Origin of the sequence: Mesorhizobium sp. B2-4-13, from assembly GCF_006658535.1 — a bacterium.
Lineage (GTDB): Bacteria > Pseudomonadota > Alphaproteobacteria > Rhizobiales > Rhizobiaceae > Mesorhizobium > Mesorhizobium australicum.
Map to the genome: position 1 here is coordinate 152,929 of NZ_VFVB01000003.1, position 12,608 is coordinate 165,536.

General features: G+C 63.6%; 13 protein-coding genes. 6 read left to right on the plus strand and 7 right to left on the minus strand.

Annotated features, from left to right (window positions below):
- Window positions 1-134: 134 nt before the first annotated feature.
- From FJ936_RS08780 to FJ936_RS08790, 3 genes are all read left to right on the plus strand, one after another.
- The gene (locus FJ936_RS08780; protein WP_141906383.1) at window positions 135-1,154 is read left to right on the plus strand and encodes an isopenicillin N synthase family oxygenase; all 1,020 of its coding nucleotides are present in this window, start codon (window positions 135-137) and stop codon (window positions 1,152-1,154) included.
- Between the two features lie 284 nt (window positions 1,155-1,438).
- Window positions 1,439-2,128, plus strand: a complete 690-nt coding sequence (locus FJ936_RS08785) for an SDR family NAD(P)-dependent oxidoreductase (RefSeq protein ID WP_015316486.1) — start codon at window positions 1,439-1,441, stop codon at window positions 2,126-2,128.
- A 400-nt stretch (window positions 2,129-2,528) separates the two neighbouring features.
- Window positions 2,529-2,780: a DUF768 domain-containing protein gene (locus tag FJ936_RS08790; protein WP_015316487.1), complete on the plus strand. Its 252-nt coding sequence runs from the start codon at window positions 2,529-2,531 to the stop codon at window positions 2,778-2,780.
- A 64-nt stretch (window positions 2,781-2,844) separates the two neighbouring features.
- Here FJ936_RS08790 and FJ936_RS08795 read toward each other — a convergent pair whose 3' ends face one another.
- From FJ936_RS08795 to FJ936_RS08805, 3 genes are all read right to left on the minus strand, one after another.
- On the minus strand, window positions 2,845-3,933 hold the full coding sequence (locus FJ936_RS08795; protein ID WP_141906384.1) for a P1 family peptidase: 1,089 nt from the start codon (window positions 3,931-3,933) through the stop codon (window positions 2,845-2,847).
- Window positions 3,934-3,937: 4 nt separating this feature from the next.
- On the minus strand, window positions 3,938-5,569 hold the full coding sequence (gene xseA, locus FJ936_RS08800; protein WP_141906385.1) for an exodeoxyribonuclease VII large subunit: 1,632 nt from the start codon (window positions 5,567-5,569) through the stop codon (window positions 3,938-3,940).
- A gap of 72 nt (window positions 5,570-5,641) precedes the next feature.
- Window positions 5,642-6,598 (minus strand): LysR substrate-binding domain-containing protein, encoded by a 957-nt coding sequence (locus FJ936_RS08805; protein ID WP_141906386.1) that lies wholly within the window; start codon window positions 6,596-6,598, stop codon window positions 5,642-5,644.
- A gap of 234 nt (window positions 6,599-6,832) precedes the next feature.
- Here FJ936_RS08805 and FJ936_RS08810 point away from each other — a divergent pair, with 234 nt between their 5' ends.
- On the plus strand, window positions 6,833-7,123 hold the full coding sequence (locus tag FJ936_RS08810; RefSeq protein ID WP_140725632.1) for a DUF1127 domain-containing protein: 291 nt from the start codon (window positions 6,833-6,835) through the stop codon (window positions 7,121-7,123).
- A 160-nt stretch (window positions 7,124-7,283) separates the two neighbouring features.
- Here FJ936_RS08810 and FJ936_RS08815 read toward each other — a convergent pair whose 3' ends face one another.
- The 4 genes from FJ936_RS08815 to FJ936_RS08830 form a co-directional block, all read right to left on the minus strand.
- Window positions 7,284-8,315, minus strand: coding sequence for a DUF937 domain-containing protein (locus FJ936_RS08815; protein ID WP_141906387.1), 1,032 nt, complete (start codon window positions 8,313-8,315; stop codon window positions 7,284-7,286).
- Window positions 8,316-8,405: 90 nt separating this feature from the next.
- A complete protein-coding gene (locus FJ936_RS08820; RefSeq protein WP_140725629.1) occupies window positions 8,406-9,779 on the minus strand; it encodes a glutamate--cysteine ligase in 1,374 nt (457 codons plus the stop codon).
- 144 nt (window positions 9,780-9,923) lie between these two features.
- Window positions 9,924-10,658 carry a 16S rRNA (uracil(1498)-N(3))-methyltransferase gene (locus FJ936_RS08825; RefSeq protein ID WP_140792939.1) on the minus strand — a complete coding sequence of 245 codons (735 nt, stop codon included), beginning with the start codon at window positions 10,656-10,658 and terminating at the stop codon, window positions 9,924-9,926.
- A gap of 31 nt (window positions 10,659-10,689) precedes the next feature.
- Complete coding sequence (locus FJ936_RS08830) at window positions 10,690-11,337, minus strand: hypothetical protein (protein ID WP_140792924.1); 648 nt, start codon at window positions 11,335-11,337, stop codon at window positions 10,690-10,692.
- 87 nt (window positions 11,338-11,424) lie between these two features.
- On the opposite strand from FJ936_RS08830, the gene FJ936_RS08835 reads away from it, so the two are divergent.
- Both FJ936_RS08835 and FJ936_RS31145 read left to right on the plus strand, forming a co-directional pair.
- On the plus strand, window positions 11,425-12,123 hold the full coding sequence (locus FJ936_RS08835) for a type 1 glutamine amidotransferase (protein WP_140792941.1): 699 nt from the start codon (window positions 11,425-11,427) through the stop codon (window positions 12,121-12,123).
- Between the two features lie 289 nt (window positions 12,124-12,412).
- Window positions 12,413-12,544 carry a hypothetical protein gene (locus tag FJ936_RS31145; RefSeq protein ID WP_013893872.1) on the plus strand — a complete coding sequence of 44 codons (132 nt, stop codon included), beginning with the start codon at window positions 12,413-12,415 and terminating at the stop codon, window positions 12,542-12,544.
- The last annotated feature ends 64 nt before the right edge of the window (window positions 12,545-12,608 follow it).

Genomic DNA, 12,608 nt, shown 5'->3' on the forward strand with positions numbered 1-12,608 from the left:
CTTTCTTGGCAATCTGGAGTCGATGACACTTGCAGGCATTGCTGGCGGGTGTGACCGCCGAAAAGTGCACGCCTGTCCAACAGTCCCGGTTTGCGGACGGTAACATCCGCACAAAGCCGGGAAAGGAGCCTGATATGCCCAGAATAGTACCCGTGCTCGACTTGAGCCGCTTTGAACAAGGCGCGTCGGAACGCCGGACATTTCTGGCGGATCTGCGTTCCGCGTCGCGCGACATCGGCTTTTTCTACCTGGCCGGACATGGCATCTCGTGGGCGGAAATCAGTGAAGTGCTCACCGCGTCGCGCCGCTTCTTTGCCTTGGCCGAGGCCGACAAGCTCGCGATCGAAATGGTGAAATCCCCGCAGTTCCGTGGCTATACCCGCGCCGGCGGCGAGCTGACCAAGGGCAAGGCCGATTGGCGCGAACAGCTCGACATCGGCGTCGAGCGTCAGCCCATAGCGCAAGGGCCAGGAATTCTCGCCTGGACGCGGCTGCAGGGGCCGAACCAGTGGCCCGCTGCGTTGCCGGAACTCAAACCCGCCCTGCTGGCATGGCAGGCCAAGGCAACAGCAGTGGCCATCAGGCTGTTGAAAGCCTTCGCGCTGTCGCTCGATCAACCCGAGGACGCTTTCGACCCGATCTACCGCGAGCAGCCAAACCACCGCATGAAAATCGTGCGCTATCCCGGCCGAGAGGCGACCGGCGATGACCAGGGTGTCGGCGCGCACAAGGATGGCGGTTTCCTGACGTTGTTGCTTCAGGATGACAATAAGGGGCTGCAGGTCGACTATGACGGAAGCTGGGTGGATGTGGACCCCATTCCCGGTACGCTCGTCGTCAACATCGGCGAACTGCTCGAACTGGCCTCAAACGGCTATTTGCGGGCGACCGTGCATCGTGTCGTGACGCCGGCGGCCGGCATTGAACGCATTTCGGTGCCGTTCTTCTTCAGCGCCAGGCTCGATGCGACGATACCGCTGCTTAGCCTTTCCGAGGATCTGGCGGCGCAGGCGCGCGGGCCGGCCAGCGATCCGGACAATCCGCTGTTTCGCGATGTCGGAACCAATGTGCTGAAAAGCCGGCTGCGCTCGCATCCCGACGTCGCTCGGCGCCACTATGTGGATCTGCTCGAGCCGGAAAGCCGGGCCGGCTGAGTCTTAGACGAGAAAGAACGGGATTTTTGCCATCCCGACCGATTCTTAGAAAATCATTCGTCGTATTCGTCGGGGAATCGGCTCAAAAAGGAAAAACCGTTCGGTGTTTTCCTCCCATTTCACCGAGCGGTGTTCCCCTCTGAAGGTTATGACCTTCTTTTTTGGCCGGGCCGTTTGGCGCCCGGCCATTTTTCTTTCCGCCTTGCGTGTTGCCGGTGCGGAGCCGATCCGGCAGAGTTCAACATCCGCCGGCGGTTGCAATCACTGGAAGAGGAGAGGATCTCATGACATCCAACGTCGCCGTGATTGCCGGGGCGGGCTCCGGATTGAGCGCCTCGCTCGCGCGTCTTCTCGCCAGGGAAGGGTTCCATGTCGTCCTGGCCGCCCGAAACATCGAGAAGCTCGATGCCTTGCAAGCGCAAACCGGCGCGCAAGCCGTGGCGACGGATGTCTCGGATCCGGCATCGGTCGAGCATCTGTTCGATATCGCGGACAAGGCTGGCCCGCTTTCCCTCGTGATTTTCAACGCCGGTGGCCGCGCTCGCGGTCCAATAGCCGAACTCGATCCCGAGGCTGTCCGACAGGCTTTGCTGATCGGGGCCTATGGCGGGTTCCTGGTAGCTCAGCAAGCGGCCCGCCGGCTGATCGCTCAAGGGGCGGGGTCGATCCTCTTCACCGGAGCGACAGCAAGTGTGAAGGGGTTCGCCGGCTCCGCCGGCTTTGCGATGCCCAAATTCGGATTGCGCGGGCTGGCGCAATCCATGGCCCGCGAACTGGCGCCCAAGAACATCCACGTTGCGCATTTCATCATCGACGGCGCCATTGCTTCGGCCGCTTCCGGACAGGAGCCCGGGCCGCAGGATCGCCGGCTGTCTCCGGATGCGATCGCAGAGGCCTATCTCGCCATCCACCGCCAGCACCGCAGCGCCTGGACCTGGGAAATGGAACTCAGGCCGTGGGTTGAAAATTTCTGACTGGATCAGCGATCCATGCGACTTTTGCATGGCTCGTCTGCACGGGCCTTGAGGAGAGTCGACATCGGATGTGGATGTCACTATATAGCGGCGGCTTCGCGGGCTCACGCCTTGAAGCGCAACGTCATAGGCGGCTGTAGCGACAGCCAGTGAGATTAAGAAACGGACTGGAAGCCGTAAAAGGTAGAAGCAATTGCTCGGAGCGGGAAGACCCCGCCAACGGTACAGTCCTTCAGAATCAGAAAATGTTCTTCACCCCTCGATTTCCTTCGGCTCTGTGGACCCTGGACGGCTTCGGCTTGCCGGCTGGCCGCGACTCGGCTCGAATGGGAACATGCATCCTTCGCGGGATGCCGACGCTTATGATTACCAACCGGCTTTGCCGCCAGGGAACAGCAGTATGAGTGAACACGCGATCGAGTTCTTGCGGGGATGGATCGGCGAAAAGGTCCATTGCCAGTCCCACGCCAGGATCGAGAAGCAGGCCGAGACGTTGGCCCGCGAATGCGCCGCCAAGGCGGCCGAGGTCGGCATACCGCTGGAGGACATCCAGGAGGAAGTCGGCGACATCCAGGAATTGATCGCTTCCCGGCTCGAGGAAGCGGCCGAGGCCGACGAAAACCAGCAGGCCTCAAGCAAAGCCGCGGAATAACTGCGGGTCAAACCTGTTCGAAACGCGCGGGCTTCGGCCCGCGTTTTCGTCTCAGCCATTCCTCTCAGCCAAACTTTTCTTCCAGCCAGGCCTTTGGCAGCGCCGGCACGAAATTGCCGTCGCGCCCGGTCATGTCGTCATTGGCGATAAGAGCGTTGAGGATGGATTCCTCCACCGTCTGGATCACCGCATCGAAGAACGGGTCGATGTCTGTATCGGGGATGAAATCGGCGCTGGCGATGCGGCCGGACAGCCCCAGCGCCGCGGCGGGATTGGCCGTCGAGAAGGCGAGGAAGATATCGCCCGAACTGTGATAGCCGAAGCCGCCCGTCAAGGCGACGCCGAGCGGCACACGGCGCGCCAATCGCTTCATCTGATGCGGCAGGAAAGGCGCGTCGGTCGCGACGACGGCGATAATTGAGCCCTTTTCCGCGCGCGACGTGGCTTCGCGGATCGCCGGTTCGGTGAGTTCGGGCTCGGCGCGCAGGCCGCGAATGGTGAAATTATGCCGCTTGCCGAAATTCGACTGCACGAAGGCGCCGACCGTGTAGGTGCGCCCCTGCCATGCGACGATGCGCGAGGCCGTGCCGGACCCTGCCTTGAAGCCGAAGGTGATCATGCCGGTGCCGCCGCCGACGCTGCCTTCCTCGACCGGTCCGCCGGCGGCGCCGTCAAGGGCGTCGGCGACGTGCTCCGACGTTAGATGGTGGCCGTTGATGTCGTTGAGAAGTCCGTCATAAGTCTCCGCCGCCACCGGCAGCCCCCGGTTCATCCAGCGCAGCGTGCCGTCACGCGAAACACCGCAGGAATGCGTGTTGGTGATGGTGATCGGGAAGTTGAAGGCGCCGGTTTCCTCGATGATGTGCGAGCCGGTCATCTCGCCATTGCCGTTCTGGCTGAAAATGCCGGCGAAGACCGGGGTGGCCAATTCGGAGCGCGGCCTCGGCAGGATTGCGGTCACGCCGGTGCGCACCGGCCCCTTGCCGACGATAAGCGGACCATCGCCCGATATCAGCGTCGCATAGCCTACAGCGACGCCGGGCACGTCGGTGATCGCGTTGAACGGCCCTGGCGTTCCGTCGAAGCCGATAGTGAAGCTTCGCGCGCGCGGCTTGCCGGACGGCGTTGCCAGGTGGTGCGGATTGTCGATCATGCTCTTAGAACAAGGATCCCTGATTGCCGGGTTCTTTTGCCTTTGCCGCCGGTCTGGCCACGGGCTTTGGCCGCGCCGCGCCACTGGTTGCCACCGCATCCGCCGTGCCATCGGCGAACTCCAGCGACAGCGCCATCCCCGACGCCACCTCGGCGGCCTGCTTGATGACCGCGCCGTCGGCATCCTTCACCAGCGCGAAGCCGCGCGCCAGGACGGCCTTGTGCGAAAGCGTCGCCATCAGCCGGTCGGCCTGGACGATGCGGCCGCGCAACCGCTCCAGCCTGAGCAGCATTGCCTGGCCGCCGCGTCTCGTCAAAGCCGTCAGAAGATCCCTCTGCACACGTTGGCGCCGGGCTGCCGGCTCGATCGTGATGCGGCCCTGCAGCAAAGCCAATTGCTGCCTGTGCCGCTGCAGCGATGCCTTGGCGCATTTTGGCAACTGATCCGCGGCACGATTGAGCTCCGCGCGCCGGCTTCTGGCCAGAGTGCGCAGCGCCCCTTGCGCCCGCAAAAGGCTACGGTCGTTGGTGCGCCGCGCTTCGGCAATCCGCTGCGACAGCATTGCCGGCGTCAATTTTACAGCGAAGAATCGCGCCCGCTTGCGCTCGGTGGAAACCATCAGGCCACGACCGAGCCTAGATGTCGCCTCGTCCAGGCGCCGGCGCGGCAGCGCCAGCAATTGATCGGGCGAGGGCAGCGCACGCGCCGCCGCACGGGCTGCCTGCCGCTTGCGTTCGAAATTGCGCAAGACGGCGGCCTTGAGCCGCGCGCCGAGGCTGGCCAGCGTCGCTTCGAGGTCAGCCTTCACTGGCACGGCGATTTCGGCCGCGCCCGTCGGTGTCGGCGCCCGCACATCCGCGACAAGGTCGATCAGCGTCCAGTCGGTTTCGTGGCCGACAGCCGAAATCACCGGAATGCCCGAGGCAGCGACCGCGCGGGCGAGTGCCTCGTCGTTGAAGCCCCACAGATCTTCCAGGCTGCCGCCGCCGCGCGCCACGATCAGCAGATCGGGGCGCTGAATGGGGCTGTCCCATGCCAGCGCGTTAAAACCGGTGACGGCATTGGTCACTTCCGCACTCGCCGTGTCACCTTGAACCCGCACGGGCCAGACCAGCACATGCAGTGGAAAGCGGTCCTTGATGCGATGGATGATGTCGCGGATGACCGAGCCGGTCGGCGAGGTGACCACGCCGATGACGCGTGGCATGAACGGCAGCCGGCGTTTGCGCACCGCATCGAAAAGGCCCTCCGCCTGCAGCCGGCGTTTGCGTTCCTCCAGCAGCGCCATCAGCGTCCCGGCGCCGGCCGGCTCGAGATTGTCGATGACGATCTGGTAATTGGACTTGCCGGGATAGGTGGTGAGCTTGCCGGTGGCGATCACCTCCATCCCTTCCTCGGGACGAAATTTCAGCCGGCTCATCGTGCCTTTCCAGACCACGGCGTCGAGCCGCGCACGGTCGTCCTTGAGCGCGAAATAAGCATGGCCGGAGGAATGCGGCCCACGATAACCTGAGATTTCGCCGCGCACCCGCACATTGCCGAAGACGTCCTCGACCGTGCGCTTCAGCGCGCCTGATATTTCGCTCACCGTGTATTCGGTGGCGTTGGTGCGTGATTCGGATGCTGCTTCGCTCATCGGTCGATTGGGGGCCGGTTGGACGCCGACGTCAAGGCGGCCGTGTCAGGCCCGATAGTCATGACCCGCTTTTTACCAGCCCGGCAGGATCTGGTTCGGCTTGCTTCGCTTCATCTTGGCAAAGGCGAGGGCCGCGAAATCGAACGTCCCCGTCTCCTCGCCGAGCGGCACGGAGATGTTGTCCAGGCTTTCCGAGATGTGGCGGGCAAGCGCATCGACGATCTCCGGCCGCGAGGTCTGGCCGCGCATGATGCCGATGCGGCAGTCGGGCAGGGCGCCGAAGCCGTCCGCCTCGCCCAGCACCCGCATGCCGGGCCTGAGCGCGCATTCCGGCAGCACCGAGATCGCCAGCCCCGACAGCACGGCGGCGGTGATCACGGTCGCTGAGAAACTGGTGAACAGGATGCGGTAGTCGCGGTTCTGCTGGTCCAACACGTCGACCGCGGCGCGCCTCCAGATGCAGTTCGGCCGGCCGAAGGCCATCGGCAGCGTCTCCTGTTCATGTGTCGCATGGTTGGCCGAGGAGACCCAGAGCAGCGGTTCACGCCGCACCACCTCCGACTGGCCGCGCACATCATTGTGCGTCACCAGCGCCAGGTCGAGATTGCCGCGCTTGATGTGCTCGACCAGCCCCGGCGTCGGTTCGCAGATGACGGTCAGTTCGACGCGCGGATTGGAGCGCGTGAACCGTGCCATGATCTCGGGCAGGAAACGGTCCGCATAATCGTCAGGCGTGCCGATGCGGATCGTGCCTTCGAGCCGCTGGTCGTCGAAGGAGGCGAGCGTTTCGCGGTTGAGATAGAGCAATCGCCTTGCGTAGGAGAGCAGTTTGTCGCCTTCCTCCGTCAGCCTGTTCGAGCGCCCCTCCTTCTCGAACAGCGGCTTGCCGATCCGCTCCTCCAGCCGGCGCATCTGCATCGACACCGCCGACTGGGTGCGGTGCACTTCTTCCGCAGCGCGGGTGAAGCTGCCGGTATCGGCAATCGAGATGAAGGTCTGCAATTGATCGAGATCGAGCGGCGCTTTCATCGGTCCAATCCATCACTGCTGTTGATATTAAAGATTAGAAACATTCGTTGGATTAATCAATCGGTCGATGGCAAATTGGCATTGTCCAAATGAAAGCCATGCATGTCGCCCAAAAGTGGACACCGGTTTTGAGACGACGACATGCATCTCTAGAATTGTATTTGAGACCGGAACGGCCGCTGTCGCCAGCGCCGATCGTCGGGTTTCGTCCGTTCGAGTCTGAAGGAGACCGACATGACCACGATCGATTTCGCCACCGAGACCTCGCGCATCACCTCGCGTCCGGCTGTTGCGACGCGCGTGGCCAACATTGTCTCCAACACCTACCGCGCCTGGAAAAACCGCCGCGCCTTCTACCGCCTTGGCGAGATGTCGGATGCAGAACTCGCCGATATCGGCCTCACGCGCGCCGACCTGCATGTCGCAATCGACGTGTCGTTTGGCCGTGACCCGACGGCAATCCTGCGTGAGATCGCCAGCGATCGCGTGGAAACGATCGAGGAAATCGCCCGCAAGGTGGCCTGATTGGTTCAGCTTCGGTTGCGTTGAACCCTTTCACGGTTCAGCGCGACCAAGGTTCTGCAGGCTCCCCACTCCCTGCCGGTTCCCCGCCGGCCTGCCTGCACGCTGCCCGGTCCTCCCAAGGACCGGGCTTTTCCTTTAAGGTTTACCGAAGGCCGGGCGACTACCGCCGGTCCATGTCCCGCTTGAACTGGTCGAAGATCGTTTCCACGCCCTTCTGGTATTCGTCGCGCTGCTGGGCTCCGGTCTGGAACATCTTGCCGAAAATGTCGTCGAACGGGTTCCGTGGCCGTCCGCTCGGATTGGCTTGGGGCTGTGGTGCCTGGCGCTGCTGCGGTTGCGGCGCTTGAGGTTGCGGCGCCGGCTGCCCGCCGGGCATCCCGAGGCCGCCGCCTCCACCTTGCCGCAGCATCTCCTCGAAGATTTTCCCTAGCGGGTTGTCGCCGTAGGGGCTCTGTGTCTGCTGGGGCTGGGGCCGGCTTTGTGGTTGCTGCGGCGCGCCGCCACCGAACATGTCCTGCAGCACCTTGCCGAGCGGATTGTCGCCATAGGGATTGGGTGCTGGCTGCGGCTGGCTTTGCGGCTGCGGTGAGCCGCCGCCGAACATGTCCTGCAAGACCTTGCCGAGCGGGTTGTCCATGGGGTTCTGAGGCGGTGGCGCCTGGCGCTGTTGCGGCGCTGGCGCCTGCATGCCGCCTTGCCGCATCATCTGCTCAATGATCTCGCCCAGTGGATTGTTGCCGCCGCCGCCAAGACCAGCCGCTGCCTGCATCTGGTTTGTCGTCTGCTTGAACAGCCCGCCCATCACCATCGAGGCGATAGCAGGCAGCATCTGCTGCAAGATCTGCTGGCTGACGCCGCTCGCCTGCGCCGCCTGGCTGGCCACGGCGCGCGACAGGTCTTTCGAACCGAACAGATGTCCCAGAATGCCGTTGCCCTCGTTGACGCCTTGCGGCGAGAAGGCGCGCGTGGCGTCCTCGAAATATTTAGCGTGCTGGCCGCTTGCCATCGCTGTCATGAAGGCGCCGAGCCCATAGGGATCGGCGGTGTTGCGTTGCAACCCTTGTGAAAAGGCTGGCAGCAGTGCGGCGACCGCCGCCTGCGTCTGCTGCAGCGAAAGCCCGTATTGCTGGGCAAGCGCCTGCATGCCGTTGCCGTTCTGGGCCTGCGCCAGCATGTCGAACAAGGTAGGCATCGGCTTCTCCTCCGGGAAATCCTCGAAAGAGAGCCTAATTCGTTTCAGCGCCCGATTGAAGTTACTTTTGCCACCCGCCATGGCTCGCGGTTAATAGGCATACTCCATGAACACCGGCTCGATCGAGCCGCCCCAGCGCGTGTGGTAGGCCGACAGCATCTCCTCCGCACTGGTGGTGCCGCGCGCCACGACCTCGTCGAGCGTGTTGAGGAACGAGGTTTCGTCGTAGCCGTCACGGTTCTTCTTGCCGCGGTTCCTCAACCCCGTGCGCGAAATGGCCATGACGTCGCGGGCGACCTCGCGCAACGTCGTGTTGCGGAAGGGCGCGGCAATGCCGAGCTCCGGCACGGCGTTGCGCATGGCCAGGACTTCCTTGTAGGTCCAGCTCGACGTCAACGCCTCGGCCGCGTCGAGTGCCACCTCGTCGTAGAGCAGCCCGACCCAGAAGGCCGGCAGCGCGCAGATGCGCCGCCAGGGACCGCCATCGGCGCCGCGCATTTCAAGGAAACGCTTGAGCCGCACGTCCGGGAACAGCGTCGACAGATGGTTCGCCCAGTCGCCCATCGTCGGCAGCCCGTCCGGCACTTCATTGCGCGCGGCCCCGGCCATGAACTGGCGGAAGGTGATATGCGTCATGTCGTGATAACGGCCATCGCGAATGACGAAATACATCGGCACGTCGAGTGCCCATTCGACATAGTCGGCGAAACCGAAATCGGGCGAGAAGCAGAATTCGAGCAGGCCCGAGCGCTGGTTGTCGGTGTCGCGCCAGATGTCGCCGCGCCAGCTCTGCAGCCCGTTCGGCCGGCTGTCGGTGAAGGGCGAGTTGGCGAACAGTGCGGTCGACAGCGGCTGCAGCTTCAGCGACACCTGCATCTTGCGGCGCATGTCGGCCTCGCTCTCGAAGTCGAGGTTCACCTGGATCGTGCAGGTGCGGTACATCATGTCGAGGCCCTTGGTGCCGACCTTGGGCATGTAGCGCGTCATGATCTCATAGCGCGACTTCGGCATTTTCGGTGTCTCGGCCAACGACCATTTCGGGCTGCCGCCGAGGCCGAGGAAGCGGATGCCCATCGGCTCGGCGATCTCGCGCACCTGCGCCAGATGGGCGTTGCCCTCGCGGCAGGTCTGGTGGATCGTCTCCAGCGGCGCGCCGGAAAGCTCGAACTGGCCGCCGGGCTCGAGCGAAATTGCCCCCTGGCCCGTTGGTTCGACCAAGCCGATGATGCGGCCGTCATCCATGATCGGATCCCAGCCAAGCTTGTTCTGCATGCCTTCAAGGATGGCGCGGATGCCGCGCTCACCACCATAGGGCACCGGTGCGTTGCCATCGACATAGAACGGGAATTTCTCGTGCTCGGTGCCGATGCGCCATTTTTCGCGCGGCTTGTTGCCTTCGGCCAGGTGCTCGACAAGCTCGTCTATGCCTTCGATGGGCCGGAAATCGGTTGTGTCGCGCGCCATTCTCAAGCCCTCAAAGGCGGTTGGACCACCGCCGGCGCTAAATGGACGAAATGTCAGTAGCCGATCAAGCGAAAAATCCTGAGCCACAGGTCAAGAGGAATTGAAGGCCACGCCCAGCAAACACCTCTTGCAAGAGACAGAGCACTACCATTCGCCAATTGTTGCCTGCATCACCGCAAGCGCTGCCACGGCCGCCGTATCGGCACGCAGGATACGCGGCCCGAGCGGAATGGCGGTCACGAAGGGGAGCGCCCGCAGCATCTTGCGCTCCTCGTCGGAAAAGCCGCCCTCGGGCCCGACCAGCAGGGCGAGCTTCTTCTCCTTCACCGTCTGCAACGCAGGCAGTGGGTTGTTGGTCGAGGCGTCCTCGTCGCAGAAGATCAACCGGCGTTCCTTGTCCCAGCCGGTCAGCAGGCGCTCGAATTTTTCCGCCTCGCGCACTTCTGGCACCGCCAGGATGCCGCATTGTTCGGCGGCCTCGACGACATTGGCGCGCAGGCGATCGATCGACGGCTTGGCCACCTGCGTGTGCTGGGTGATGACCGGCTGCAGGACGCCGGCGCCCATCTCGACCGCCTTCTGCACGAGATAATCCAGCCGGCCCTGCTTCAGCGGTGCGAAGCAATAGATCAGGTCAGGCAAAGGCGGCTGCGGCCTTTGCAGCGCCATTACTTTCAGCCGCACCGAGCGCTTCGATTTCGCTGATATCGCGGCCGACCACTCGCCGTCGCGGCCATTGAAGACAAGGATCTCGGCGCCTTCGGCGAGCCGCAGCACATGCAGGAGATAATGGCTCTGCTGCTGGCCGGGTTCGACCTCGATGTCCAGTCCGAGGTCGTCGGGCACGAACAGACGTTGCATCTTGTAGTTGGCGCGCATGGCCGAGGAATGGGCGAGGCGGCCGCCGGCGTCAAGCCTTGGCGGAGGGATGCCACACAGGCTGAAAGCCGTGACGCAGGATAGCAACCGTCGTTTCCGGGGTCAGCAGCACCAGCGTCTCGTCCTCGAACCGATCCAGGCTGGTAGGCGGGCCGTATCCGGCAAAAGACCATGGCAGCGCCTTGCCGTGGCACAAGGCGTAGGTGCTGCCGCCGGTTGCGATCATCGCGCCGTCGGGGAGGCGGGCAAGCGCGTCCATCGCGACGGCAGGCCGTTTGCCACCCGACGCCAACCGCTCCTTGTGCAGCCGTTTGTCCACCTGCGGCGCACGCGGCTCGGCAATGACGAAGGCTTGGCCGAAGCGGCTGACAAAATCCCTGGCTCGTTCGCGCTGGCAAAAGAAGCAGGGACGATGCCCGGCGGCGAGCGCCGTCACCTCGTCGAGGAAGAACAGTTCGGTCCAGCCGGCCTTGCCACCGGCCCGGTTGCGGCCCATCGGCTCGCGCCGCACATTGCGGAATTGGCACACGCAGATGATCCAGGCCTGAAGCGCCCAGCGCTTTTTCAGGAGCGTCTTTGTCGCGGGGTCGTGGATGATGCCGCGATTGCCGGTGAACAGGCCGCGCTCCGGCACGGCATGAATGGCGCCGAACGGATCGACCCGGTTCTGCAGTGGCATGGTTTTCTCCTAGGATACGCATCTTGGCTGCGATACTGGCGGCATGATATCGCTGGTTTCCTCGTTTTCATGTCAGCAGGGTTTGCCATGCGGGTGCTGGTGGTCCAGAACTTCGACAATACCGGCCTTGGCCAGGTTGGCGCGGCGCTCGCGGAAGCGGGTGCCGATCTCGATGTGCGCCTTCCCTACAAGGGTGATGCGCTGCCACGGGACGCAACCGGCCATGATGCCATGGTGGTGCTCGGCGGTGGCCAGAATGCACTGGACGACGAAGACTATCCCTATTTCCCGGCGCTGCTGGAACTGACCCGCGATTTTGCCGGCAAGGACCGCGCAGTGCTCGGCATCTGTCTCGGGGGTCAACTCGTCGCCCGCGCCTTTGGCGGCGAAAACCGCATTGGCGGCGCCAATGAATTCGGCTGGCGCGGCGTGTCGTTGACCCCGGATGCCAAGGCCGACCCAGTGCTGTCTGCACTGCCGGAAACATTCCCGATCTTCCAGTGGCATGACGATACATTCGAGCTGCCGGACGACGCCGTGCGGCTCGCCGGCAACGATGTCGCCGAAAACCAGGCGTTTCGGGTCGGCCGCGCCGTCTACGGCTTCCAGTTCCATTTCGAGGCCGACCGGCCGCTGGTGAAGGACTGGAGTTCCTCCTTCGCGCCGACCATTGCCGCGCGCCATCCCGACTGGGCCGGCGAGCTCGAGGACGAAATGGCCCGCAACGGCCCTGATGCCGATGCTGCCGGCCTCGCCATCGCCCGCGCCTGGGTGGCGACGATCTAAGCATTCGCTTCCGCGTCCTACCGCGTGACATAATTGGCACGTGGGCCGGAATCCGTCTGGGGAAAACCCTTTCATCCTTGGCTTGTGTCCGCCCGCTATCCTAGAAGGCGCGCGCTATATCGGCTGTGCAACCGGGATGAACCTTTTGTGTGACCCGTGCGACACACCATCGATACAGAACACGCCTAGAAGCGCGAAATCGTCGAAACTTTGAAGCGATTTTTCCGTTTCAACGCATTGGTAACCGCCTCGTGCACAGATGCAGAAAGCTCAACAAGAGATGACGTCCGTGAAAGCAGCTCTTCTGTCCTTTGCCATGCTGTCCGCCATCGTGCTTTGCGGCCTTGGCATCTATGCCGCCGATGCCGCCAACAACCACAATGCGGTCGACGGCTACGGCGTCACCGCCTCCCTGCGCTAAAGCCCAGGCATCGCTCGCGCGAGTATCCCTCGCGCCAGTATCCTCGCGCCCTTGGGCGCCGGGG

Bases quoted from the DNA above. Each gene is read 5' to 3' on its own strand.
- FJ936_RS08825 (WP_140792939.1), bottom strand. From the start codon at position 10,658: ATGCGCGCCAACTACAAGATGCAACGTCTGTTCGTGCCCGACGACCTC.
- FJ936_RS08820 (WP_140725629.1), bottom strand. From the start codon at position 9,779: ATGGCGCGCGACACAACCGATTTCCGGCCCATCGAAGGCATAGACGAG.
- FJ936_RS08810 (WP_140725632.1), top strand. From the start codon at position 6,833: ATGACCACGATCGATTTCGCCACCGAGACCTCGCGCATCACCTCGCGT.
- FJ936_RS08830 (WP_140792924.1), bottom strand. From the start codon at position 11,337: ATGCCACTGCAGAACCGGGTCGATCCGTTCGGCGCCATTCATGCCGTG.
- FJ936_RS08805 (WP_141906386.1), bottom strand. From the start codon at position 6,598: ATGAAAGCGCCGCTCGATCTCGATCAATTGCAGACCTTCATCTCGATT.
- FJ936_RS08785 (WP_015316486.1), top strand. From the start codon at position 1,439: ATGACATCCAACGTCGCCGTGATTGCCGGGGCGGGCTCCGGATTGAGC.
- FJ936_RS08790 (WP_015316487.1), top strand. From the start codon at position 2,529: ATGAGTGAACACGCGATCGAGTTCTTGCGGGGATGGATCGGCGAAAAG.
- FJ936_RS08780 (WP_141906383.1), top strand. From the start codon at position 135: ATGCCCAGAATAGTACCCGTGCTCGACTTGAGCCGCTTTGAACAAGGC.
- xseA (WP_141906385.1), bottom strand. From the start codon at position 5,569: ATGAGCGAAGCAGCATCCGAATCACGCACCAACGCCACCGAATACACG.
- FJ936_RS08835 (WP_140792941.1), top strand. From the start codon at position 11,425: ATGCGGGTGCTGGTGGTCCAGAACTTCGACAATACCGGCCTTGGCCAG.
- FJ936_RS08815 (WP_141906387.1), bottom strand. From the start codon at position 8,315: ATGCCTACCTTGTTCGACATGCTGGCGCAGGCCCAGAACGGCAACGGC.
- FJ936_RS08795 (WP_141906384.1), bottom strand. From the start codon at position 3,933: ATGATCGACAATCCGCACCACCTGGCAACGCCGTCCGGCAAGCCGCGC.